General features: G+C 65.4%; 20 protein-coding genes. 17 read left to right on the top strand and 3 right to left on the bottom strand.

All coding sequences use genetic code 11. The annotated features are described in order from the left end of the window. Positions 1 to 17 precede the first annotated feature (17 nt). From ispC to lpxA, 7 genes are all read left to right on the top strand, one after another. The gene (gene ispC, locus TVD_RS07255) at positions 18 to 1220 is read left to right on the top strand and encodes a 1-deoxy-D-xylulose-5-phosphate reductoisomerase (RefSeq protein ID WP_047251219.1); all 1203 of its coding nucleotides are present in this window, start codon (positions 18 to 20) and stop codon (positions 1218 to 1220) included. Continuing rightward, positions 1217 to 2578: an RIP metalloprotease RseP gene (rseP, locus tag TVD_RS07250; RefSeq protein ID WP_047251218.1), complete on the top strand. Its 1362-nt coding sequence runs from the start codon at positions 1217 to 1219 to the stop codon at positions 2576 to 2578. Before ispC ends, rseP begins: the two co-directional genes overlap by 4 nt. Before the next feature lie 72 nt (positions 2579 to 2650). Next, positions 2651 to 4984 carry an outer membrane protein assembly factor BamA gene (bamA, locus tag TVD_RS07245; RefSeq protein ID WP_420804888.1) on the top strand — a complete coding sequence of 778 codons (2334 nt, stop codon included), beginning with the start codon at positions 2651 to 2653 and terminating at the stop codon, positions 4982 to 4984. 44 nt (positions 4985 to 5028) lie between these two features. After that, positions 5029 to 5532, top strand: a complete 504-nt coding sequence (locus tag TVD_RS07240; RefSeq protein WP_018176726.1) for an OmpH/Skp family outer membrane protein — start codon at positions 5029 to 5031, stop codon at positions 5530 to 5532. Beyond that, positions 5510 to 6523, top strand: coding sequence for a UDP-3-O-(3-hydroxymyristoyl)glucosamine N-acyltransferase (gene lpxD / locus TVD_RS07235; protein ID WP_047251216.1), 1014 nt, complete (start codon positions 5510 to 5512; stop codon positions 6521 to 6523). Before TVD_RS07240 ends, lpxD begins: the two co-directional genes overlap by 23 nt. Positions 6524 to 6624: 101 nt before the next feature. Beyond that, positions 6625 to 7119 (top strand): 3-hydroxyacyl-ACP dehydratase FabZ, encoded by a 495-nt coding sequence (fabZ, locus tag TVD_RS07230; RefSeq protein ID WP_018145583.1) that lies wholly within the window; start codon positions 6625 to 6627, stop codon positions 7117 to 7119. Continuing rightward, complete coding sequence (lpxA, locus tag TVD_RS07225) at positions 7116 to 7898, top strand: acyl-ACP--UDP-N-acetylglucosamine O-acyltransferase (RefSeq protein WP_018145584.1); 783 nt, start codon at positions 7116 to 7118, stop codon at positions 7896 to 7898. The genes fabZ and lpxA overlap by 4 nt, the downstream gene beginning before the upstream one ends. 67 nt (positions 7899 to 7965) lie before the next feature. On the opposite strand, the gene lpxB is transcribed toward lpxA, so the two are convergent. The 3 genes from lpxB to TVD_RS07210 are packed head-to-tail and all read right to left on the bottom strand — an operon-like array spanning position 7966 to position 11268. Further along, positions 7966 to 9132 carry a lipid-A-disaccharide synthase gene (gene lpxB / locus TVD_RS07220; protein WP_047251215.1) on the bottom strand — a complete coding sequence of 389 codons (1167 nt, stop codon included), beginning with the start codon at positions 9130 to 9132 and terminating at the stop codon, positions 7966 to 7968. A 40-nt stretch (positions 9133 to 9172) separates the two neighbouring features. Then, a complete protein-coding gene (locus TVD_RS07215) occupies positions 9173 to 10270 on the bottom strand; it encodes a DegT/DnrJ/EryC1/StrS family aminotransferase (protein WP_018951937.1) in 1098 nt (365 codons plus the stop codon). Next, positions 10267 to 11268, bottom strand: a complete 1002-nt coding sequence (locus TVD_RS07210) for a Gfo/Idh/MocA family protein (protein ID WP_047251214.1) — start codon at positions 11266 to 11268, stop codon at positions 10267 to 10269. Before TVD_RS07210 ends, TVD_RS07215 begins: the two co-directional genes overlap by 4 nt. A 119-nt stretch (positions 11269 to 11387) precedes the next feature. On the opposite strand from TVD_RS07210, the gene rnhB reads away from it, so the two are divergent. The 10 genes from rnhB (at position 11388) to TVD_RS07160 (ending at position 23918) form a co-directional block, all read left to right on the top strand. After that, entirely contained in the window at positions 11388 to 11996 is a 609-nt protein-coding gene (gene rnhB, locus TVD_RS07205) for a ribonuclease HII (RefSeq protein WP_018145588.1), read from the top strand. Then, complete coding sequence (dnaE, locus tag TVD_RS07200) at positions 11993 to 15466, top strand: DNA polymerase III subunit alpha (RefSeq protein WP_047251213.1); 3474 nt, start codon at positions 11993 to 11995, stop codon at positions 15464 to 15466. Before rnhB ends, dnaE begins: the two co-directional genes overlap by 4 nt. Before the next feature lie 99 nt (positions 15467 to 15565). Then, positions 15566 to 16531 (top strand): acetyl-CoA carboxylase carboxyltransferase subunit alpha, encoded by a 966-nt coding sequence (locus TVD_RS07195; RefSeq protein ID WP_018145590.1) that lies wholly within the window; start codon positions 15566 to 15568, stop codon positions 16529 to 16531. A 76-nt stretch (positions 16532 to 16607) separates the two neighbouring features. Next, positions 16608 to 17804: a tRNA lysidine(34) synthetase TilS gene (gene tilS / locus TVD_RS07190; protein WP_018650083.1), complete on the top strand. Its 1197-nt coding sequence runs from the start codon at positions 16608 to 16610 to the stop codon at positions 17802 to 17804. A gap of 98 nt (positions 17805 to 17902) precedes the next feature. Then, positions 17903 to 18628 (top strand): substrate-binding periplasmic protein, encoded by a 726-nt coding sequence (locus tag TVD_RS07185; RefSeq protein ID WP_018169856.1) that lies wholly within the window; start codon positions 17903 to 17905, stop codon positions 18626 to 18628. After that, positions 18621 to 19211, top strand: coding sequence for a SiaB family protein kinase (locus TVD_RS07180; protein WP_018145593.1), 591 nt, complete (start codon positions 18621 to 18623; stop codon positions 19209 to 19211). Before TVD_RS07185 ends, TVD_RS07180 begins: the two co-directional genes overlap by 8 nt. Then, complete coding sequence (locus TVD_RS07175; protein WP_018169855.1) at positions 19211 to 19603, top strand: DUF1987 domain-containing protein; 393 nt, start codon at positions 19211 to 19213, stop codon at positions 19601 to 19603. The genes TVD_RS07180 and TVD_RS07175 overlap by 1 nt, the downstream gene beginning before the upstream one ends. Positions 19604 to 19662: 59 nt before the next feature. Further along, positions 19663 to 20469 (top strand): GGDEF domain-containing protein, encoded by an 807-nt coding sequence (locus tag TVD_RS07170; RefSeq protein WP_018169854.1) that lies wholly within the window; start codon positions 19663 to 19665, stop codon positions 20467 to 20469. Further along, positions 20469 to 22145 (top strand): SpoIIE family protein phosphatase, encoded by a 1677-nt coding sequence (locus tag TVD_RS07165; protein WP_018650084.1) that lies wholly within the window; start codon positions 20469 to 20471, stop codon positions 22143 to 22145. The genes TVD_RS07170 and TVD_RS07165 overlap by 1 nt, the downstream gene beginning before the upstream one ends. A 105-nt stretch (positions 22146 to 22250) precedes the next feature. Then, positions 22251 to 23918 (top strand): CTP synthase, encoded by a 1668-nt coding sequence (locus TVD_RS07160; protein ID WP_018650085.1) that lies wholly within the window; start codon positions 22251 to 22253, stop codon positions 23916 to 23918. Positions 23919 to 23974: the final 56 nt, after the last annotated feature.

Here is a 23974-nt window from a genome sequence, read left to right as displayed (position 1 = left end):
AACGGACGCAGGTACCCATGAAGACGACGCAGATCACCATTCTCGGATCAACCGGCAGCATCGGGTTGAGTACGCTCGATGTCGTGGCGCGTCAGCCGGAACGCTTCCGCGTTTATGCCCTGACGGCGCATTGCAATGTGGAGCGCATGCGCGCGCAGTGCCTGGCCCACCACCCGGAAGTGGCCGTGATGGTCGATCCCGACGCCGCCGAGGCCCTGCGCGCGGCTTTGGCGGCGGTCGGCTCGCGTACCGAGGTGCGGGCGGGTGCGGAGGCCCTGGCGGAGGTCGCCCGGGAGCCCCGGGTCGACGCGGTGATGGCGGCGATCGTGGGCGCAGCCGGGCTGTTGCCGACGCTGGCCGCGGCCGAGGCGGGCAAACGGGTGCTGCTCGCCAACAAGGAGGCGCTGGTCATGTCCGGGGCCTTGCTGATGGATGCCGTGCGCCGCTCCGGTGCCTGTCTGTTGCCGATCGATTCCGAGCACAACGCGATCTTTCAGTGCCTTCCCAATGGCTACGTCTGTGCCGAGTCGGTGACACCGCACGGGGCACGCCGGATCTGGCTCACCGCATCGGGGGGGCCGTTTCGCGACCGTCCGCTGGACAGCTTTGCCGGGATTACGCCGGACGAGGCCTGCGCCCACCCCAATTGGGATATGGGGCGCAAGATCTCGGTGGACTCGGCGACCATGATGAACAAGGGGCTCGAGGTGATCGAGGCCTGCTGGCTGTTTGCCGTGGCGCCCTCGACGATTCAGGTGGTACTTCACCCGCAGAGCATCGTGCATTCGATGGTGGCCTACGATGACGGGTCGGTGCTCGCGCAACTCGGCAACCCCGACATGCGCACACCGATCGCCCATGCGCTGGCCTGGCCCGAGCGTATGGAGTCGGGCGTTGAACCGCTGGATCTGCTCACGATGGGCAAGCTGGAATTCTCCGAGCCGGAAGCGGCGCGTTTCCCGGCGCTCGGTCTCGCCTACGCGGCACTGGAGCGTGGAGGGACGGCCACCGCGGTTCTCAACGCGGCCAATGAAGTGGCGGTGGATGCCTTCCTGGGAGAGCGCCTGGCCTTCAGCGAGATCCCGGCGGTGATCGCCACGACCCTGGAGGCGATCGAGGCCGAGGCGGCCGATTCGCTGGAGCGCGTCCTGGGTGCGGACCGGCGAGCTCGCGAGGTCGCGAGCGAGTATGTCGCGAACGCACGACCCGTCCTGTCATGACGTTCCTGACGAGCCTGCTGGCGTTTGCGGTAGCCATTGGCGTACTGGTGACCGTGCACGAATATGGGCACTACCTCGCCGCCCGTCTTGTGGGGGTGAAGGTGCTGCGCTTCTCGGTGGGTTTCGGCCGGCCGATTTTCAAGCGCTACTTTGGGCGGGACCGGACGGAATTCGTGATTGCCGCATTGCCGCTGGGTGGCTACGTGAAGATGCTCGACGAGCGCGAGGGTCCGGTGGCTCAGGAAGAGGTCACGCGGGCTTTCAACCAGAAAGGTCTTGGGGCCCGTACGTTCGTGGTGTCGGCCGGTCCGGCGGCGAATTTCCTGCTGGCGATCCTGGTATACGCCGTGATGTTCATGGTGGGTGTGGGCGGGATCAAGCCCATTCTCGGCGAGGTAGCGCCGGATACGCCGGCCGCCGAGGCGGGCCTCGAGCGGGGGCAGGAGATTCTGCGGGTGGGCGATCGTGAAGTGGCGGACTGGGAGCAGGCCAACCTGCGACTGCTGGACCATGCGGTTCGCGGCGAGGCGGTCACCCTGCTGCTGCGGGGCACGGACGGTCGAGAGATCGAGCGGGAGGTGGATCTGCGGGATCGCCAGGCGTTGCTGGCAGAGGGGCAGTTCCTCGACAAGCTGGGGTTGCAGCCCTATCGGCCGATGCTGGAACCGCGGATCGGTGCCGTCGAGGGTGGGAGCCCGGCGGCGGCGGCCGGACTGGAGGTCGGGGATCGTGTGCTGGCAGTGGACGGCGAGCCGGTCGCGGACTGGAATCGCTGGGTCGAGGTGGTGCGTGCGCATCCAGAAGCCGATCTGCGGGTCACCGTGGAGCGCGACGGGCGCACCCTGGAACTACGGATGACGCCGGAGGCGACGGATCACGAGGGGGTGGCCATTGGCCGTATCGGCGCGGGCGTGGATACGGATCAATCGGCGGCACGGGACATGGCCGTACTGGTGCGCCAGGGTCCGGGATCGGCATTTGTCTCGGGGGCGGAGCGGACGTGGGATGTGACCGTACTGACACTGGGCATCCTGTGGCGAATGATCACCGGGGATGCGTCGGTTAAAAATATCAGCGGACCGGTTACCATAGCCGAGTTTGCGGGGGTCTCGGCATTGATCGGGATTTCGGCGTTCCTGGGATTTCTCGGGCTGGTGAGCGTGTCGCTCGGGATCATCAATCTGCTGCCGATCCCGATGCTGGATGGCGGCCATTTGCTGTACTACGCCGCCGAGGCGGTGAAGGGCAGCCCGGTGTCGGAGCGCACCCAGATAATCGGTCAGCAGGTGGGTCTGCTGGCGATCGCGGGGCTGATGATACTGGCCCTGTACAATGATTTGACACGACTGTTCGGTTAGGCGAAGGCACACTGGAGCCCATCCCGGGTGCCTCGATCAGCCCACCGAACGGCCTATTTTTTGGCGGAGAGCATGGCGCGAAACAGCTTGAGAGGAATGGCCCTGGTCGGTTTGCTGGGCCTGGCGGGGACGGCCTGGGGCCAGGCCTACGAGATCGAGGATATCGAAATCGAGGGGCTGGAACGGATCACCGCCGGTACCGCGCTCAGTTATCTGCCCGTGCAGGTTGGGGATACCTTCGACGACAATCGAAGTCCGGAGGTGATCCGCGAGCTGTTCCAGACCGGCTTCTTCGACGATGTGGAGATCGCCCGGCGCGGGGACGTCCTCGTTGTGATTGTCTCGGAACGACCCGCGATCAACGAGATCAACTTTTCCGGTAACCGGGATATCCCCGACGAGGGCTTGCGCGAGGCGCTGGATTCGGCCGGCCTGCGTTCCGGGCGGGTATTCAACCGCACGATGCTGGACCGCATCGAGAGCGAGCTGCGCCAGCAGTATTTCGCGCGCGGGCGCTACAACGTGCAGGTCGATGTGGAGATCGTGGAACTGCCGCGTAACCGCGTGGACATCGAGATCGACATTACCGAAGGGCCGGTGGCCAAAATCCGCCAGGTCAATGTGGTGGGCAACGAGAGCTACTCGGGTCGTGAACTGACCCGGCGTTTCGAGTCCGGCGTGCCACGCTGGTGGGCCTTTTTCAGTCGGCGGGACAATTACTCGCGCGAGAAGCTCTCCGGGGATCTGGAACAGCTCCGTTCGCATTATCTGGATCAGGGTTTCCTGGAGTTCGATATCGACTCCACTCAGGTGACGCTGACGCCGGACCGGCGGGATTTGTTTATCACCATCAACGTCGACGAGGGCGATCGCTATACGGTGACGGGTGTGGATCTCGCCGGGGATTTCGTGATCCCGCGAGAGGAGCTGGAAAGCCTGATTGACGTGGACATCGATGCGCCGTTTTCGCGCAGTCAGGTGACCGAGTCCGCCGAACGGATCAGCGAACGCCTGACCCGGGAGGGTTTCGCGTTCGCCAACGTGAACCCGGTGCCCGACGTGGACGAGGACAACCGCGAAGTCGCGATCACGTTCTTCGTCGACCCGGGCCCGCGTGTCTACGTTCGGAACATCCGGATCACCGGCAATCAGAACACCGAGGAACGGGTGTATCGCCGCGAGATGCGGCAGATGGAGAGCGCCTGGTACAACGGGGCATTGGTCGAACGTTCCCGGGTGCGTGTCCAGCGGCTGCCGTTCGTCCAGAGCGTGAACGTGGAGACCGAGCGGGTCGCCGGCACCGATGACGAAGTGGACCTGAATATCACCGTGACCGAGCAGCAGTCCGGGGCCTTGTCGCTGGGCGCCGGTTTCTCGCAGAACCAGGGGCTGCTGCTGACCGCGAGCCTGACACAGGACAACTTCCTTGGGACCGGCAATCGCTTCTCCACCGAGGTGAGTACCAGCAAGGTCAACCAGCTGTTCCGGATGAGCGTCACCAATCCGCACTTCACCCCCTCCGGTGCGAGTCGCGGGTTCTCCGTGTTCTATCGCAAGATCGATGCCGAGGAGGCCAACATCTCGCGGTATTCATCCAACCGCTTTGGTTTCGACGTGACCTACGGGATTCCGCTGTCGGAGTTCGACCGGATTCAGGTGCGCCCGGGTTTCGAGAACATCGAAATCGAGACAGTCGAACGCTCCGACACGCGTATCGGAACCCCGGACGAGATCATCGACGAGCTGGACGAATTTGGTGATTCCGCGAACCTGTACAAGTTGGAGACAAGCTATATTCACGACACTCGGGACAGCACGACCTTCGCTTCGCAAGGCCGTCGTCATCGGGTCGGCCTGGAGGTCACGGTGCCGGGCAGTGACCGCGAGTTCTACAAGCTCACCTATTCGGGTCAGGAGATCTTCCGGCTGTCCGATCGGTACTCCTTCAGCCTCTCCGCCGGGCTCGCGTACGCGGATGGCTACGGAGGGGATGACGTCCCGTTCTACGAACGGCTGTTTGCCGGGGGCATTCGCTCGGTCCGCGGCTACGAGGACAATCAGCTGGGCGATCTGCGACCGATCCGCGATGGTCAGGTGGCGACGCGCGATTCCAATGATGATCCCTACGGTGGGCGTTTCCGGACTACGCTGTCCGCGGAATTGTTCTTCCCGATGCCGTTTGCGGCCGACAACGATGGAGTCCGCATGAGTACCTTTGTGGACGCGGGGAATGTGTTCCATGATGTCTCGGACTTTGATACCAGCGAGTTGCGGGCATCGGCGGGTGTGGCGGTGACCTGGTTCTCGCCGGTCGGGCCGCTGAGCTTCAGCGTGGCCGAGCCGTTCAACAATCAGCCGGGTGACGAGCTGCAGCGCTTCCAGTTCCTGCTGGGTGCCAGTTTCTGAGGATGATCGATGCAAGCGCATCGGGAGGCGTCATGAGATCCGGGATGGCCTGGTTCGCAGCGGTGATTCTCGTCGCCAGCGGATGGCTGGTGGTACCCGCTGTCGCCGGGGCGCAGAACGTCGCATTCGTGACGATGAACCGGATTCTCGAGGATTCGCCGCAGGCCGAAGATGCCATGCGTGAACTGGAGCGCGAGTTTTCGCCGCGCGATTCGGAGCTGGTGGCGGAACGTGAGGAGCTGCAGCGGCTGCGTGACCGGCTGGAACGTGACGGGGACCTGATGAACCCATCGGAACGGGCGGATCTGGAGCGGGAGTTCTCGCAACGTTCGCGCGAATTCCGGCGGGCGCAGGAGAGCTTCAGCGAAGACCTGAACGTACGCCGCAACGAAGAGCTGGCCAAACTGCAGCGACGGATCAACGATGCCATCGTCGATCTCGCCCGGGAACGCGACATTGATCTGATCCTAACCGAGCGCAACGTGCTGTATGCCAGTGACCGGATCGACATCACGGACGACATCCTTGCCACAATGCAGCGAGACTGACGGCGGGTATTCGGCCCGCGAGCTGGCGGAGGCGCTGGGCGGGCAGCTCACGGGCGATGACCAACGCCGCTTCACCGGGTTGCGCCCGCTGGCCACCGCAGGCCCCTGCGATCTGAGTTTTGTGACGGACGTCGGGCGTCATGCCGAGGCCCTGGCAGCGAGTGCCGCGGGTGTCATCCTGGTACCGGAGGCCGCGGGGCTGAAATCGACGGCTTCCCGAACCCTGATCCACCTGGATGATGTCTACCTGGGCTATGCCCGAGCGAGTCAGTGGCTGGGCAGGCCACGTCGCGCCCGAGCTGCGGGTGTCCATCCGGGTGCGTTTGTGGATCCCGAGTCCTCGGTTGCTCCCGACGCATTCGTGGGGCCTGGGGCGGTGATCGGCGCGGGGGCTACGGTGGGACCCCAGAGTGTCGTGGGGGCGCACTGCGTGGTGGGCGAGGGGGTGATGGTGGGGGCCGATACCTTCCTGCACCCCCGTGTGACCCTGCTTGAAGGCGTTGCGGTGGGGGATCGCTGCATCCTGCACAGTGGTTGCGTGATCGGGGCCGATGGCTTCGGATTCGCGCCTGCGGGTGAACAGGGTTGGGAGAAGATCGAACAGCTAGGCCATGTCGTGATCGGTTCCGATGTGGAAATTGGAGCGAACACGACCATCGATCGCGGGGCGTTGCGCGCAACGCGGATCGGGAGGGGTGTGAAGATCGACAACCTGGTTCATGTTGCCCATAACGTCGAGATTGGCGACCATACAGCCATCGCCGGCTGTGTGGGGATTGCGGGCAGTGCCCGGATCGGCGCGCATTGCGCAATCGGGGGCGGCGCCGGGATCCTTGGCCACCTGTCGATCGTGGATCACGTGACCATTCACGCGATGACCCTGGTCACGCGCTCCATTACGCGTCCGGGTCACTACGCCTCTGGAGTCCCGCATCAAGAGGCCCGGTTGTGGAATCGCATGCTGGCCCGACTGCGCCGTCTGGCGCGTTAGGCAATCGAGGGGCGATCAATCGGCCCTGGTAGTAACTGGCCTTGCCGCGTGTGGGGAGGCCAAGTCGAACGTCGTATTGCACGTCCCGCGCAGCGGTCCGGATGCGGCACAACAAGATCAAGAGAAAGGACACCGGCGTGGATGACTTTAATGTCCAGGAGATCATGCGCTACCTGCCGCATCGTTACCCGTTCCTGATGGTGGATCGGGTGCTGGAGTGGGAGGCGGGCAGCTATCTGACGGGGATCAAGAACGTCAGCATCAACGAACCGTATTTCCAGGGGCACTTCCCGATCAAGCCGGTGATGCCCGGGGTTCTGATCCTCGAGGCCCTGGCACAGGCCACCGGCCTGCTCGCGTTCAAGACCGAAGAGGCGCGTAACGAGAACCAGGACAAGCAGCAGCTATACCTGTTTGTCGGGATCGACGAGGCGCGCTTTCGGCGCCAGGTGGTACCCGGGGATCAACTCCACCTGCGGGTCGATCTGAAGCGTACGGTGCGGGGCATCTGGCGCTTCGACGCGGTCGCGAAGGTGGGCGACGACGTGTGCGCCACGGCGCAGCTCATGTGTTCCGGTCAGGAAATCCCGGCGTGATCGATCCGCGCGCGGACGTCCACCCGAGCGCCGAGATCGACAGCTCGGTGACGATCGGGCCGTTCTCGGTCATCGGTGCCAATGTGAAGATCGGCGCGGATACCTGGGTGGGCCCGCATGTGGTGATCAATGGACCGACCGAGATCGGGCGGGAAAACCGAATCTTTCAGTTCTCCTCGATCGGGGAGGAGCCACAGGACACCAGCTATCGGGGTGAACCCACGCGGCTGATCATCGGCGATCGCAATGTGATTCGGGAGTCGGTAACGCTGCACCGCGGAACCGAGAAGGGCCTGGGTGAGACGGTCATCGGGCACGACAACCTGATCATGGCGTATGTCCACATCGCGCACGACTGCACCATCGGGAACGGCATCATCTTCTCCAATGCCACTTCGCTTGCCGGGCACGTGGAGATCCAGGATCACGCAACGCTGGGTGGGTTCACCCTGGTGCATCAGTTCTGTCGCGTCGGCACCTACGCCTTCACCAGCATGGGTGCGGCGCTGAACCGTGACCTCCCGCCGTATTGCCTGGCGAGCGGCAACTATGCGCGGCTGATCGGGATCAACAAGGTTGGCCTCAAGCGCAACGGTTTCTCCAATGACGCCATTCAGGCGCTGCACCGGGTATTCATCCAGGGAATGCGTGGACGTGCCGGGCGCGAGAGTCATCTGGACGCCATGTTCGAGGAGACCGAGGTGCCCGAAGTGCGCAATCTGATCGGTTTCGTGCGCGGCAGTCGTCGCGGCATTCTGCGCGGCGGTCGTCCGCACTGACGCGGTCGCCGCGGGACAGAACCCTGCGTGCTGCCCAAGGGGTTGCTTCCCAAACGAACCGTCGCCCTTAGATCGGCTTCTCGCTGTCCCTTAGTTGGCCGTGGTGCAGGAGTTCCTGCGCCATTTCGGCCACGCGGCGGTCGGCTCCACCATTGCCCAGGCGATCGCGCACCTGCGCCAGGCGATCGCGCATCGCTTCCAGGGCCGCGGGGCGGTCGAGCAGATCCGCGGCGTCGCTGGCCAGGCGCTCGGCGGTGGCCTGCTGTTGCAGGTACTCGGGCACCAGGCGTTCGCCGCCCACGATGTTGACCAGGGCGATGTTCTCGACCCGCACGAGACGCGAGAAGACGGCGTGGCTTAGGGTGCCCATGCGGTAGAACACCAGCATCGGGGCCTGGAGCAGACCGGCCTCCAGGGTTGCCGTGCCCGAGGCGATCAGCAATAGATCCGCCCCCGCCATCAGGGAGTGGGTGGCGGTGTCGCCGCCCACGAAATGGACGGGGAGATCGTCACAGGTGGCGAGGGCCCCCAAGTGTTCCGTGGTGACCCCCGGCGCCATGGAGGCCACGAACTGGATGTCCGGGTGCGATCCGTGGAGGCGGCGGGCGGTGTCCACGAGCATGGGCCAGTGGCGCTTCAGTTCGCCGTTGCGGCTGCCGGGGAGAAGCCCGACCAGGCGCGTGTTGGCCGCGAGGCCAAGCTGTTCGCGAATCGGCTGTTGGGGCGGCTGCACCCGATCCACAAGCGGGTTTCCGACATAGCGTACTGGCACCCCGGCCTTCTCGTAGACGTCGGTCTCGAAGGGAAAAAGTACCGCCATCGCGTCCACGCTGCGCTGGATGCGCTTGATCCGGCCCGAACGCCACGCCCACAGCTGCGGGCTGACATAGAACAGCACGCGGATACCGAGGCGGCGGGCGTGGGCAGCCAGGCGCAGGTTGAACTCCACATAGTCCACCAGGACCAGCAGGTCCGGGCGTTGGGTCTCCAGGTGCTGGCACATGCGCCGGAACAGGCGGCGCAGGCGCGGGTAGTTGACCAGCACATCAACCAGGCCCACCACGGCCAGTTCGGAGACGTCGATCAGGGTGTCGACCCCGGCGGCGCGCATCTGCGTCCCGCCCATGCCCGTGTAGCGGAGACCGGGCTCCAGCCCCGAGAGTTCGTGGACCAGCCCCGCCCCGAGTGCGTCACCGGAGCTTTCGCCGGCGCAGATCACGACATGCTGCGTCATGACCGATTGAGGCCCCCTGTGGAAGCGATGTCGCGTGGCGTCACGCGAGGGCGGCGCGGATCTTCCCGCAGATCATGTCGATGGTCGCATCCTCGAGTTCCGGGAACACCGGCAGGGACAGACAGCGCGCGGCGACGTCTTCGGTGACGGGCAGCGATTCCGGCCGGTTCGGGAGATCGGCGAAGGCCTTTTGCTGATGCAGGGGTACCGGGTAGTAGATCGCGCAGGCCACGTCCGCGGCCTTGAGGGCCTCCATGATCGCGTCGCGATGATCGGTCAGCAGCGTGTACTGGTGGTAGACGTGGACCCCGATGCCGTCCTCGAACGGAACCTCGACCGGCAGCCCGGCCAGGCCGTCGCGATAACGTGCCGCCACCCGGCGGCGTTCTGCGTTGTAGGTGTCGATATGCGGCAGCTTCACCCGCAGGATCGCCGCCTGCATCTCGTCCAGGCGGCTGTTGTAGCCGATCTCGTCGTGGTAGTAGCGCACGCTGGAACCGTGGTTGCGCAATCGGCGCAGGGTATCGGCGGCAGACGGGCAGTTGGTGGTCACCAGACCCCCGTCGCCGAAGGCCCCGAGGTTCTTGCTGGGGAAGAACGAAAAACAGCCGAAGGCGGTGGCGGCGCCGGTCTGTACGCCATCGACCGTCGCGCCGAAGGACTGTGCGCAATCCTCGACGATCATCACCTTGTGTTTCTCGGCGATGGCCTGCAGGCGCGGCATGTCGGCCGGCTGGCCGAACAGGTGGACCGGCAGGATCGCGCGGGTGCGCTCGGTGATGGCCGCCTCGACCTGGTCCGGGTCGATGTTGAAGGTCCGCGGGTCGATGTCCACGAATACCGGGTCGGCCCCGACATAACGGATCGCCTCGGCGGTGGCAATGAAGGTAAACGGGGTGGTGATGACCTCGTCGCCCGGGCCGATGCCGGCCGCGGCCAGCGCCAGATGCAGGGCATCCGTGCCGGAGGCACAGGTGATCGCGTGTTCCACGCCCAGGTACTCGGCGAGCTCCTGCTCCAGGGTCTGGACGTTGGGGCCGAGGATAAACCGCGCACCGGCCAGCACGTCCTGTAGCGCGGCATCGATTTCGGGGCGCAGGGTCTGGTACTGGCGCTGCAGGTCGACCATCGGGATCACGGCTTGACTCCTTCGAGGTGGCTGTGCGGACCGTCGGCCCGGCTCATGATGTTCAGGTTTTCGTAGACCAGGTCGGTGATGCGGCTTGCCGTTTCCAGGGCCCGCTGGCCGTCACGGCCGCTGACCACGACCGGTCCCTGACCGCGCACGGCGGCGACAAAGGCCTGGATCTCGGCCAGCAGGGCATCCGCCTCGTCGAAGACACTCTCCGTGCGGTGAATCGCAGGGGCTCCCGTCTCCGGATCGGGTTCGCCAATGTGGTTCAGCGACAGGATGCGGTTCTGGAAGTCCACCGAGGCGTAGGCATGTGACTGGAAGATGCGCATGCGGCGCTCGGACTTGGTGCTGATGCGACTGGATGTCACGTTGGCTACGCAGCCGTCCGCGAATTCCAGTCGGGCATTGGCGATGTCGATGTCGCCGGTCAGCACGCGGGCGCCGGAGGCGCGAATGTCGGTCAGCGGGGCATCCACCAGCGACAGGATGATGTCGATGTCGTGGATCATCAGATCGAGCACGACCGACACGTCGGTGGCGCGCGGCTTGTAGGGCGCCAGGCGGTGCGACTCGATAAACCGCGGGTGCAACGGGGTCTCGGTCAGTCGGCGTAGCGCGGCATTGAAGCGTTCCAGGTGCCCGACCTGGAGGACGACGCCCTGTTGCTCGGCGATCTGGTTCAGCGTCTCGGCCTGCTCCAGGGTGGCGGTAATCGGCTTCTCGACCAGGACATGACAACCGGCCTCGAGGAAGTCCCGGGCGATGTCGAAGTGCAGGGTGGTCGGCGCGGCGATGGAGACCGCATCGACCTGACGGATCAGGGCGCGATGGTCGGTCTCCGCGCGGCAGCCGTGCTCCGCCGCGACGCGGCTGGCGGTTTCGGAATCGGCATCGACCACGGCAACCAGTTCGGTGTCCGGCAGCGCGGCGTATTTGGCGGCATGCCATTTGCCAAGATGGCCCACGCCGATAGCGGCGCAGCGTAACGGAGATTGGGACATGAGTAGGCTCGGATCCGGAGGGGGTGTGCTAGGATTTTCGGCGCTATTGTAACGGATCCCCGGCGCGGCGCATGTTCGCGTTCGGGCGATTGCCCGCAGTTCACCGTGGTGGAGACTCCATGTCCGATTTAGAGGCAGCGCAGCGCTACGTCGCCGGCGTGGACGAAGTGGGGCGCGGGCCGCTGGCCGGGCCGGTCGTGGCGGCCGCCGTCATCCTGCCGGAAGGCTACACCTGCCCCGGCTTGACCGACTCCAAGAAGCTCAGCGCGAAACGCCGCGAGACGCTGGACGTGCAGATCCGTGCCGACGCGCTGGCATGGTCGCTGGGCCGGGCCGAGGCGGCGGAGATCGATGAACTGAACATCCATCATGCGACGCTGCTCGCCATGCAGCGAGCGGCGGCCGGGCTCGCCATCGCGCCGGCACATCTGCTGGTGGACGGGCGCTTCACACCGCAGGGTCCCTGGACTGCCGAGGCGATCGTCGGCGGGGATGGCTCGGTGGCTGCGATCAGCGCCGCCTCCATCGTCGCGAAGGTGGCGCGCGACGGCTGGTTGCGCGATCTGCATCACGACTACCCCGATTACGGCTTCGATCGCCATTCCGGCTACCCCACGGTGGCGCATCGCGAGGCCCTGGAACGGTTGGGGCCGTGCCCGCAACACCGCCGTAGTTTCGGCCCGGTAGCGCGTGCGCTGGCGGCCCGTGAACAGGAGATGGGGGCATGAGCGAAGGCCATCCCGGTTTCGTACACCTGCGGGTGCATTCGGAGTATTCCCTGATCGACGGGCTGGTCCGCCTGAAGCCACTGGTGAACGCGGTGGCCGAGGGCGGGATGCCGGCCGTCGCAGTGACCGATCACTGCAACCTGTTCGGGCTGGTGAAGTTCTACCGTGCCGCGATCGCAAAGGGTGTGCAGCCCATCATCGGTGCGGACGTTCTGGTGCGCGATGCCCGCGCCGACGGCAGCCTGGCGCGCATGACCCTGCTGGCGCAGAACGATCCGGGTTACCGCAATCTGACCCGGCTGATCTCGCGCGCCTGGCAGGAAGGCCAGGAAAAGGGCATTCCGCGGGTGGACTGCGCCTGGCTGGATGCGGCCGCCGAGGGCCTGATCGCATTGTCTGGCGGGATCGACGGGTTATTCGTGAACGGTTCGGGGGCTGCGCGCGCGCTGTTGGCCGAGGATCTCGAGCCGTGGATGCAGCGCTTCCCGGGTCGCTTCTATCTGGAACTGGTGCGTAGCGACCGCCCGGGCGAAGAGGCCTGGATCGAACAGGCGCTGGCCGCGGCCGAGGCCTTCGATCTGCCGGTGGTGGCCACCAATGATGTTCGCTTCCTGCGGCCCGAGGACTTCGAGGCCCACGAGGCGCGCGTCTGCATCCATGACGGCGTGACCCTGGACGACCCGCGACGCCCGCGCCGTTACTCGGAGGCGCAGTATCTGCGTACACCCGAGGAGATGGCGGAGCGGTTCGCGGATATCCCCGAGGCCCTGGCCAACAGTGTGGCGATCGCGCGGCGCTGTTCGGTGAGCCTGACCCTGGGCGAGTCGGTCCTGCCGGACTTCCCGGTTCCCGAGGGCTATACGGTCGAAGACCACCTGCGCGAGACCTCGGCGCAGGGGTTGGCGGGGCGCCTGGAGCGCTTCTGCTTCGCGCCGGCGGCGGATTACGAGGCGCGCTTGCAGCGCGAGCTGGACGTGATCTGCCAGATGGGTTTCCCCGGGTACTTCCTGATCGTGGCGGACTTCATCCAGTGGGCCAAGGACAATGGCATCCCCGTGGGCCCGGGTCGTGGCTCCGGTGCGGGTTCTCTGGTGGCCTATGCGCTGGGCATTACCGACCTGGATCCATTGCGTTACGATCTTCTGTTCGAGCGATTTCTCAACCCTGAACGTGTCTCCATGCCCGACTTCGATGTCGACTTCTGCATGGAGCGACGCGACGACGTGATCGACTACGTCGCCGAGCGCTACGGGCGCGACAAGGTCTCGCAGATCATCACCCACGGCACCATGGCCGCCAAGGCGGTGGTGCGCGACGTCGGGCGTGTGCTGGGCCATGGCTACGGTTTCGTCGACCGCATTGCCAAGCTGATCCCGTTCGAGCTGGGCATGACCCTGCAAAAGGCCCTGACCGAGAGCGCGGACCTCAAGACGCAGTACGACGAAGACGAGGAGGTGCGCGCGATCATCGATCTCGCGCAGAAACTCGAGGGCCTCACCCGGAACGCGGGCAAGCATGCCGGCGGGGTGGTGATTGCGCCGTCGGCGCTGACCGATTTCTCGCCGCTGTACTGCGAGGACGATGGCGGCTCGCTGGTGACCCACTTCGACAAGGATGACGTCGAGGCGGTCGGTCTGGTGAAGTTCGACTTCCTCGGCCTGCGCACGCTCACCATCATCGACTGGGCGGTGGACAACGTCCGCAAGATGGATGCCGCGGTACAGGTCGATCTCGACGCCATCCCGCTGGATGACGCCGAGACCTTCCGCCTGCTGAAGGACTACCAGACCACCGCCGTGTTCCAGCTGGAATCCGGAGGCATGAAGGACCTGATCCGCCGCCTGCAGCCGGACAGCTTCGAGGAGATCATCGCGCTGGTGGCGCTCTACCGCCCGGGCCCGCTGCAGTCGGGCATGGTGGACGACTTCATCGACCGCAAGCACGGTCGTGCCCAAGTGGAATACCCGCATCCGGATCTGGAACCCATTCTCCAGCCCACCTACGGCGTGATCCTGTACCAGGAGCAGGTGATGCAGATCGCCCAGGTGCTGGGCAATTACACGCTGGGTGGTGCGGATCTGTTGCGCCGCGCGATGGGCAAGAAGAAGCCCGAGGAGATGGCCAAGCAACGCGAGATCTTCCTCGAGGGTGCACTGGGGCGCGGTGTGGATGAAGGGGTTGCGACCTACATCTTCGACCTGATGGAGAAATTCGCGGGCTACGGCTTCAACAAGTCGCACTCCGCGGCCTATGCCCTGGTTGCCTACCAGACCGCCTGGCTCAAGGCGCATTATCCGGCGCCGTTCATGGCGGCGGTGCTGTCCGCGGACATGGACAACACCGACAAGGTGGTGGGGCTGATCGAGGAATGCCGCAACATGGGCCTGGAGGTCCTGCCGCCGGACGTCAATCAGTCGGACTACCGCTTTACCTGCCACGACGCGCAGACAGTGGTCTACGGCCTGGGCGCGATCAAGGGCGTTGGGGAGTCGGCCATCGACACCCTGCTCAAGGCGCGCGGCGAGGGCGGTGAATTCCACGGGCTGGTGGACCTGTGCCAGCGGGTGGATCTCGGCAAGCTGAACAAGCGTGTGCTGGAGACGCTGGTGCGCGCCGGCGCGATGGATCGGATCGGCGCCAACCGTGCGACGCTGCTGAACGACATCCCGATGGCGGTCGCGGCAGCCGAACAGAGCGAGCGCAATGCCAATCTGGGTGTGGTGGACCTGTTCGGGGATCCGGCTGCGGCCGTGATCCCGGATAGTGCGACCCTGGCCGAGATGGAGGACGACGATCGTCTGCGCGGCGAGAAGGACACCCTGGGGCTTTATCTGACCGGCCACCCGGTGGAGCGCTACCGCGCCGAGATGCTGCGCCTGACCGGCACCACGCTGCAGGCGCTGGAGGCCAAGCTGGAGGATCGCCCGGACGAGCCCCAGGGCCAGAAATGGCGGGGCAAGCAGGAAACCGTGCGCATCGCCGGTCTGATCGTCGGGGTGCGAGTGCGCAACACGCAGAGCGGGCGCATGGGCATCGTCACCCTGGACGACCGCAGCGGGCGGGCCGAGGTAGTGTTGTTCAACGACGACTTCACTACCTACAAGGACCGCCTGGAGCCGGATGCCCTGCTGGTCGCGGAGGGTACGGTCACGCTTGACGACTATGCCGGCGGGATCCGTATGCGGGCCCGTACCGTGTACAGCCTGGACGAAGCGCGGGTCCAGTGGGCCCGCGCGCTGCACCTGTGCCTGGAAGGGGTGGTTCCCGAGCAGGTGGCCCATTTGCGCGGGCTGATGGAGCCGCATCGTGAGGGGCCTTGCCGCGTGCACCTGTGCTATCGCCGTGACGGGCTGGAGGCGGATATCAGCCTGCCGGAGGGATGGACCATCCGCCCGGACGAGCGGCTGTTGCGCGGCATTCAGCAGTCGTTGGGTCCGGGTTGCGAGGCCGAGGTGCTCTACGGCCGGTAGGTGGAGCAAGGCATCACCGGTCCGGGAGCGGGGATCGCCGCAATTGGTTACAATTCGCGTCCTTCGTCGGTATCCACAACCAAGTCTTCGGGACCCTGCATGAATCCGGACTTTCTCGACTTCGAACAGCCCATTGCCGAACTGGAAGCGAAGATCCGCGATCTGCGCTATGTCGGCGACGATGCCGAGGTCAACATCCAGGAAGAGATCCAGCGCCTGGAAGGCAAGTGCCGGTCGTTGACCGAGAGCATCTTCGCCAAGCTGACCCCGTGGCAGGTCTCGCAGATGTCGCGGCATCCGCGGCGACCCTACACCCTTGATTACATTCCCGACTTGTTCGACGAGTTCGAGGAACTGCATGGCGACCGGGCGTTTGGCGACGACCCGGCGATCGTGGGCGGCGTGGCGCGCCTGGACGGACGGCCGGTGATGCTGATCGGGCACCAGAAGGGACGCCAGACCCGCGACAAGGTCTACCGCAACTTTGGCATGCCGCGTCCGGAGGGCTACCGCAAGGCCCTGCGCTTGATGGAGATGGCCGAGCGCTTTCGCATGCCCGTGCTCACCTTCATCGACACGCCGGGTGCCTACCCGGGGGTCGGGGCGGAAGAACGTGGCCAGAGCGAGGCGATCGCGCGCAACCTGCGAGTGATGGCGCGCCTCGACACGCCGATCATCGCCACGGTGATCGGCGAAGGCGGCTCCGGTGGGGCCCTCGCGATCGGGGTGGGCGACGCCACCCTGATGTTGCAGTACTCGACCTACTCGGTGATTTCGCCGGAGGGCTGTGCCTCCATCCTCTGGAAGAGCGCCGAAAAGGCCTCGGAGGCCGCGGAGGCCCTGGGCATCACATCGGAACGGCTGCGCGAGCTGGGGCTGGTGGACCGCATCGTGCCGGAACCCCTGGGCGGTGCCCACCGCGACCCCGACACCATGTCCTCCAGTCTGCGCGCCGCGCTTCTGGAAACCCTGGACGGCCTGGAAGGGCTGGACCCGGGCAAGCGCCTGGAGCGGCGCTATCGCCGGCTGATGGATTACGGTGCCTTCCAGGAAGCCGCTTCCTGATCCCGGTGCCGGGGCGCTCGATCCTGTAGCCGCGGCGCTGCGGGACTTCCTCCAGGCGCATCCCGGCTATCGCCAGGTGCGCATCGCCTTCAGCGGCGGTCTCGACTCGACCGTGCTGCTCCACGCCGCGGTGCGCCTGGGTATCCCCAACCTCGAGGCCATGCACGTGGATCATCGCCTGCGTCCGGACTCCGGCGAGCAGGTCGAGCACTGCCGCGCCTTTGCACAGGCACTGAACTGCCCGTTCCGGCTCCGTACCCTCGGCTCACTCGACACCCGTGGCTCCGGCGTGGAGGCCGCGGCGCGCGAGGCACGCTATGCGATGCTGCGCGAAGGGCTGGACGCTACGGGCATCATCCTGGCCGCGCAGCATGCGGACGATCAGGCAGAAACGTTCCTGCTGGCCGCCCTGCGCGGCAGCGGGCCCGAAGGGCTGCAGGCGATGCGGCCGCTGCGCCGCGAGGGCGAGACCTGGCTGGGGCGACCCTTGCTGGGCCTGCCCCGCGAGGCACTGGCCGCGTTGGCGGAGCAGGAGGGCCTCGACTGGTATGACGATCCCAGCAATCAAGATCCCCGATTCGACCGCAATTTCCTGCGCCAGTCGGTGCTGCCCTTGTTGCGGGAGCGATTTGATGGCGCGGCCGGGCTGGCGCGCGCTGCTGCCTGGCAGCAGGAGGCGGTCGGCCAGCTCCGTCAGCATTTCGGCGAGCTTCTGGAAGAAGTGCGGGATCGGCTGACCGGCAGCCTGGACCTTCAGGGTTTGCGCGGGCTCGACGCGGATAACCAGCGTGGCCTGCTACGGTACTGGCTGCGCGAGCAGGGCCTTCGGCCGCCCGGCCACGACCGCCTGGGTGAATTCCTGCGCCAGGTCCTCGTGGACAACCCCGAGGCCTCCCCCGCCGTGGAATGGGATGGCGGATGGATGCGGCGTTATCGCGATCAGCTGCACGCCGGGCCGAAGGAGGAGGCTGCGGGTCCGCCGCCCGAACAGCCCTGGCCGGCCGGTCAGCCGGAACTGATTCTGGCAGACGGGCGCCGCCTGACCCGGGAGATGCTGCCGCGGCTCGGCGTTGACCGCGAGGCCGCCCTCACCGTTAGCTATCGAAGCGGGGGCGAGGTGGTCGCCACCCCCGCCGGGCGCCGATCCCTGAAAAAGCTGATGCAGGAGCGCGGGATCGCCCCCTGGGAACGCAACCGGGTTCCGCTTTTGTGTCAGCTGGATGGAGCGATTGTGGCGGTGCTCTGGCCCGGGTTGGTTCACGCTGGGAGTTGACGCGCCTGTCCAAATCGGACAATTCTTGGGTCGTATTCAGGGGTGCGGGTGAGCGGTACGTGACAGGTTTCGCGGCACAATGCGGACGACGTACGGGCATGGGGGTGCTGGCGGCCGGGATGTTGCTGGCCGCGCCTCTGGCCGCGGACTCGCTGATGCTCACGACCGAGAGCTACCCCCCGTTCAATTTCGAGACGGAAACCGGCGAGCTGGACGGGATCTCCATCCGGGTGATGGATGCCCTGCTGGATGTCGCCCAGGTGGACGCCGAGATCCGCCTGCTGCCGTGGAGTCGGGCCTACGCCGAGGCTCAGTCGGACCCTGGTACCTGCGTCTTTTCCACCACGCGCACCTCCGAACGTGAAGACCTGTTCACCTGGGTCGGTCCTCTCGTGGAAAACCAGTGGCATGCGTTCGTGCTGGAGGGGTCCGATGTGGACGCGCAGTCTCTGGAGGATCTGGAACGCTACCGCGTCGGGGGCTATCGAGACGATGCCGTGGCGCTCTTCGTTGAGGGCCGGGGCATCCCCGTGGATACCGCACCGAATGACCGGCTGAATGCGCGCAAGCTTGCGGCCAACCGGATCGATGTATGGGTCAGCGGTGAACATCTGGCCCCGTGGTATGCCCGTCAGGAGGGGATCGGTGAACTCCGGTCCCTGTTCGCCTTCAACGATACCGTGATGTCCCTGGCCTGCCACCCGGAAACCGCGCGAGCCCCGCTGGATCGCATGCAGGAGGAACTGGATGCGATGCGTGCGGACGGGCGCTATGCGGCCATCGTGGAGGATGTCCTGGACAGCAATGGAGAGCGCAATGACTGACGCAGCCGAGGCCCGGACGGAATCGTCGGCCCTGATCGCCGAGGAGGTGCTGGGCTTTCAGCGCAACATGACGCGGCGCGGGATCATCTTTTCGTTCACTGGCTACATTTCCGAGGGCATCCTGAAGGCCCTGGGGGATGCACTGCGGCAGAAAATCCGACTGGAGTCCACCGATACGAAGACCGTGAACCGCGTCTTTTCGGTATTCGTGGAACAGGTGCAGAACGTGATTCGCTATTCGGCGGAGCGTATCGAGCACGACGCGGAGCCCCCCGTCGAGCTGAGCTCCGGGATGATTACCGTCGGGTCGGAAAACGGCCGCTTCTTCGTCATTTGCGGCAACGTGATCGGGCGCAAGGATGCCGACACCCTGGCCGTGCGCCTGCGTGAGCTCGCGGGCATGGACAGCGATGAGTTGCGCCGCTTTTACAAGGAAAAGCTGCGGGAACCACCGGACGAAGGCAGCAAGGGCGGCAGCATCGGCCTGATCGAGATCGCACGCCGGGCAAGCGAGCCAATCCAGTTCGACTTTCAGCATCTCTCCGATGCGCAATCCTATTTTGTCCTGAAGGCCTATATCTGATGGCAGTCGTCGAGACCATTGAACACAAGGCAACCGACCGCACCCCGGCCGTCGTTTTCGATTTCGCGGCGGGGCAGTACCGGCTGTCCGGCGAGTCGTATCCGGAAGATGCCGCGAACTTCTACGGCCCGCTGACTCAGGGGTTGCGGCAGGCGATCGAGGACCGGGCCAGCGACGAGGTGGAGTTCACCGTGGAAATGATCTACTTCAACAGTTCGACTGCGAAGGCATTGATGAACATGTTCCAGATCCTGGAAGAGGGCGCCGAGTCGGGTCTGAAGGTGCGGATCAACTGGTGTTACCACGATGACGACGAGACCATGGAGGAGTTCGGCGAGGACTTCTCCGAGGATTTCGAACACGCTGACTATCGAATGTGTCCGCTGACATGAAGGCCCCCTCCCGAGAGGACCCGATGAATCCTGCTACCCGGCCACGGGAGGGCCAGGAAATGGAGAGGCTCGCGGACTTCTCCCTGTTCGAGCAGGAAAAGTCCGTCATGCAGCGCTCCGAGCAGATGCTCGAGGCGCTGGATGCGGTAGGCGATGGCGTGAAGGTGCTCGCCAAGGCCTATTCCGAGAGCTATCGGGCGCAGCGTCGCATGATGCGCATGAGCGACCGCATGCAGGCGGATCTGCAGGAGGCCAACCGCCAGTTGCGCGAGCAGGCGGAGCACCTGGCACAGCTCAACAATGCATTGTCCGACGAGGTGCGCGAGCGCGAGCGCCTGACGGCCGAGCTGGAGCGCCTGGCGCTGGAGGATGCCCTGACCGGCCTGTTCTCGCGTCGCCGGGTGATTGACTGCGTGGAGGGCATGGCGGATAGCGTCGGTGAGGAATCGCGTTCGCTCACCGTGATGATGCTGGATCTCGACGACTTCAAGGCGTTGAACGACACCCACGGCCATGCCGCCGGCGATTTCGCCCTCGAGAGCTTTGCCGACATCCTGCGGGGCGAGCTGGGGGCGGAACAGTACGCTGGGCGCATGGGTGGGGAAGAATTCCTGGTAGTGGCGGCGGATCTGGATTCCGAAGCGGCAGTCGCGCTGGCCGAGCGCATTCGCTCGTCGGTGGAGAATGCATCGCTGCACTGGAAGGACGAACCGCTCGCGCTGGCGGTTTCCATTGGTCTGGTTATCACCACGAACCCGTGGCCGGACGCGGGCGAGCTGGTGGCTCTGGCCGATGACCTGCTCTATCGGGCCAAGAACGAGGGACGCAACCGTGTCATCGTGCAAATGCACGGCGAACGCGGGTGATGGCGGGCGGCACCCGCCGGAATCGTAGCCTTGTCGCCAAGCTGGCCGTCGCCACGCTGCTGGCGGCGCTGGCGCTGAGCCTTCTCAGCAGCGCCTATGTCATTGCCTCGGACTGGCATGCCTTCCGGGCCGAGACCGGGGAACAGATCGACCGTCTGCAACGCCTGGTAGAACCACCCGCCGCCGAGGCGGCCTTCCAGTTGAGCGCCGCCCAGGCCGATTCCCTGGTCCAGGGCCTGCTGGTATTCGATAAGATCCGGCGGGTCGAGATCCTCGACGACTTTGGCAACACCCTTGCGGAGGATGCCCAGGAACGCACCCAGACCGGTGGCGAATGGGCGCACTGGCTCTTCGGTGATCTGCAAACCCATGAGCGTGAGCTGCGCCACCCTGGTACCCGCGGAAATATCCAGGGCGTGGGCGTCCTGCGCGTGGAACTGGACCCCGGCGTGCTGGGGCGGGCCTTCGTCAACCGGCTGCAGACCGGGGTCGTTACCAGTGTGACCCAGGCGGTGATCGTCTCTCTGGTGGTGGTTGTACTGTTCTATCTGCTGATGCTCCGTCCGATGTTGAAGATTTCGCGTGCGGTGGCGGACACCGATCCGGAGCAGCCCGCGCACTGGCCGATGCCGCGCCTGGGCCATCACGAAAACGACGAGCTGGGGGCGCTGGGGCGTTCGCTGGATCGTTTGCTGCGGGCCTTTCAGGCGGGGCTGGACGCGCGCGACGGGGCCCGGGGCGAGCTCAAGGCCCTGAATGCGGACCTCGAGCGGCGCGTCGAGGACCGCACCCGGCAGTTGGAGGCCGAGAAATCCGAGACGGAACGGGCACTGGCCAAGGTGGACGAGGCCAACCGTGAGCTTGAACGCAGTAATCGCCTGGTGGTGGAGAGCATCCGCTATGCTCGCCGCATCCAGACCGCCATGCTGCCGGACAAGCATTCCCTCGATGGTCACATGGACGAGGTGCAGATCTACTGGGAGCCTCTGCACCTGGTGGGTGGCGACTACTTCTGGGTCGAGGCCATCGACGGACACAGCATCCTGGTGGTGGCGGACTGCACCGGCCACGGTGTACCGGGTGCATTCATTACCCTGGTGGTGGCCTCGGCGCTGGATCGCATCCTGCACGAACACCGCTTGCTGGAGCCCTCGGCCATCCTGCGCGAGATGGACCGACTGGTACGCTCGCGGTTGCGTCAGGATGGCTATGACTCCGACTCGGACGACGGGCTGGAGGCCGCGGTCTGCGTGTATCGTCCGGAGGACCGCAAGCTGGCCTTTGCCGGGGTCGGGCTGCCGTTGCTGATCGACCGCGGCGGCGAGGTCGAGGAGATCCGGGGCGTACGCGGCGGCCTTGGCTACCGCAGCCTGGAACCGGCCCAGCCCGTTGACCACGAGGTCGACGTGGAGCCGGGCACCGAATTCTTCCTGATCACCGATGGCGTGCACGATCATGTCGGCGGAGAGCCGCCGCGATTGTTTGGTCGGCGGCGGTTGCGCCAGGTGCTGACGGACAAGAGTGGCCGCGATCTGTCGGCCAAGATCGATGCCGTGGTCCGGGTGCTGGAAGATTATCGCGACGGCGAGCCGCGGCGTGACGATATGACCCTGGTGGCCTTCCGGCCGTTGTCATCCCGGGCTGGAAACGAGGCACTGCCCCCACCTTCCGATTGAGCGGGGGCGGGTGCTCTGGTACTCTCTCAGGGGTTTTCCGCCTGCCCCGGATTGCGTGTGCGAACCGGGGCAGGGTGCTTGTCAGCTCCCAGCCAGGTTTCCCGCATGACGCGTTTTGTTTTCATTACCGGAGGCGTGGTCTCGTCTCTGGGCAAAGGTATTGCATCCGCCTCGCTGGGGGCGATCCTGGAGGCGCGTGGCCTCAAGGTGACGCTGCTCAAGCTGGACCCGTACATCAACGTGGATCCCGGCACCATGAGCCCGTTTCAGCATGGCGAGGTGTTCGTCACCGATGACGGCGCCGAAACGGACCTGGATCTCGGGCACTACGAGCGCTTCGTGCGCATTCGCACCTCGCGCCGCAACAATTTCACCGCCGGGCAGATCTACGAGAACGTGATCCGCAAGGAGCGTCGCGGGGATTATCTCGGCGGCACGGTGCAGGTCATCCCGCACATCACCGACGAGATCAAGCGCTCGATCCACGAGGGGGCCGGCGACGCCGACATCGCCCTGATCGAGATCGGCGGCACGGTCGGTGACATCGAATCCCTGCCGTTTCTCGAGGCGATCCGTCAGATGGGCGTGGAGCTGGGGCACGACAACGCCCTGTTCATGCATCTGACGCTGGTGCCCTATATCGAGGCGGCCGGCGAGATCAAGACCAAACCGACCCAGCACTCGGTCAAGGAACTGCGCTCCATCGGTATCCAGCCGGATATCCTGCTGTGCCGCTCCACCCAGGCGATCCCCGAGGGTGAACGGCGCAAGATCGCGCTGTTCACCAACGTCGAGGAGAAGGCGGTCATCTCTGCAGTGGACGTGGACAACATCTACAAGATCCCGCTGTGGCTGCATTCGCAGAAGCTCGACGAGATCGTGCTGCGCAAACTCCATATCGAGGTCCCGCAAGCCGACCTTTCGGACTGGAAGCACGTGGTCAATGCCATGGAGTTCCCGGAGTCCGAGGTGACGGTCGGCATGATCGGCAAGTACGTCGATCTGACCGAGTCGTACAAGTCGGTGAACGAAGCCCTGACCCACGCGGGCATCCAGGCGGGTACCCGGGTCCGGATTCGCTATCTCGATTCGGAAAAGCTGGAAGGGGCCGAGAACGAGGCCGTTCGCGAACTCGAGGGCCTGGATGCCATCCTCGTTCCGGGTGGCTTCGGTGAACGCGGCGTGGAGGGCAAGATTGCCGCGGTGCGCTACGCCCGCGAGAACGATGTGCCCTATCTTGGAATCTGCCTGGGTATGCAGGTGGCGGTCATCGAGTTTGCGCGGGATGTGGTGGGGCTGGAAGGTGCGCACAGTACCGAGTTCGCCCCCGACACGCCGCATCCCGTCATCGCGCTGATTACCGAGTGGCAGGACAAGGAAGGCCGCATCGAGCGGCGCGATGCCGACAGTGACCTTGGTGGCACCATGCGTCTCGGCGCCCAGAGCGCGCGCCTGACCCCGGGGTCACGCATTGCCGAGGCCTATGGTCGCGAAGTGGTGGGAGAACGCCATCGTCATCGCTTCGAATTCAACAACGCCTATCGTGAACGCCTGGAGGCCGCAGGTCTTCGACTCTCCGGGGTCTCGGAATCCGGCGAACTGGTAGAGGCTGTGGAGCTGGCCGACCATCCGTGGTTTGTGGGCTGCCAGTTCCATCCGGAATTTACCTCGACGCCAAGGGATGGCCACCCGCTGTTCACCGCGTTTGTGTGTGCCGCCCGGGATTACCAGGATGCCCGCGAACCGGAAACCACCACGGCGCTGACGGAATAGGCGCCCGTTCGCTTTTTTGTGGCCGCACCCGGAGGGTGGCGGCCACCAGACAGGAC

This window comes from Thioalkalivibrio versutus (assembly GCF_001020955.1).
GTDB lineage: Bacteria > Pseudomonadota > Gammaproteobacteria > Ectothiorhodospirales > Ectothiorhodospiraceae > Thioalkalivibrio > Thioalkalivibrio versutus.
This window is presented reverse-complemented; position numbering and strand designations above follow the sequence as displayed.

Coding starts and splice junctions, on each gene's coding strand:
- ispC (WP_047251219.1), top strand. CDS start 18: ATGAAGACGACGCAGATCACCATTCTCGGATCAACCGGCAGCATCGGG.
- lpxB (WP_047251215.1), bottom strand. CDS start 9,132: ATGACGCAGCATGTCGTGATCTGCGCCGGCGAAAGCTCCGGTGACGCA.
- bamA (WP_420804888.1), top strand. CDS start 2,651: ATGGCGCGAAACAGCTTGAGAGGAATGGCCCTGGTCGGTTTGCTGGGC.
- TVD_RS07195 (WP_018145590.1), top strand. CDS start 15,566: ATGAATCCGGACTTTCTCGACTTCGAACAGCCCATTGCCGAACTGGAA.
- TVD_RS07210 (WP_047251214.1), bottom strand. CDS start 11,268: ATGTCCCAATCTCCGTTACGCTGCGCCGCTATCGGCGTGGGCCATCTT.
- TVD_RS07185 (WP_018169856.1), top strand. CDS start 17,903: ATGGGGGTGCTGGCGGCCGGGATGTTGCTGGCCGCGCCTCTGGCCGCG.
- TVD_RS07240 (WP_018176726.1), top strand. CDS start 5,029: ATGGCCTGGTTCGCAGCGGTGATTCTCGTCGCCAGCGGATGGCTGGTG.
- fabZ (WP_018145583.1), top strand. CDS start 6,625: ATGCGGCACAACAAGATCAAGAGAAAGGACACCGGCGTGGATGACTTT.
- TVD_RS07160 (WP_018650085.1), top strand. CDS start 22,251: ATGACGCGTTTTGTTTTCATTACCGGAGGCGTGGTCTCGTCTCTGGGC.
- TVD_RS07175 (WP_018169855.1), top strand. CDS start 19,211: ATGGCAGTCGTCGAGACCATTGAACACAAGGCAACCGACCGCACCCCG.
- TVD_RS07165 (WP_018650084.1), top strand. CDS start 20,469: ATGGCGGGCGGCACCCGCCGGAATCGTAGCCTTGTCGCCAAGCTGGCC.
- TVD_RS07180 (WP_018145593.1), top strand. CDS start 18,621: ATGACTGACGCAGCCGAGGCCCGGACGGAATCGTCGGCCCTGATCGCC.
- rseP (WP_047251218.1), top strand. CDS start 1,217: ATGACGTTCCTGACGAGCCTGCTGGCGTTTGCGGTAGCCATTGGCGTA.
- dnaE (WP_047251213.1), top strand. CDS start 11,993: ATGAGCGAAGGCCATCCCGGTTTCGTACACCTGCGGGTGCATTCGGAG.
- TVD_RS07170 (WP_018169854.1), top strand. CDS start 19,663: ATGGAGAGGCTCGCGGACTTCTCCCTGTTCGAGCAGGAAAAGTCCGTC.
- rnhB (WP_018145588.1), top strand. CDS start 11,388: ATGTCCGATTTAGAGGCAGCGCAGCGCTACGTCGCCGGCGTGGACGAA.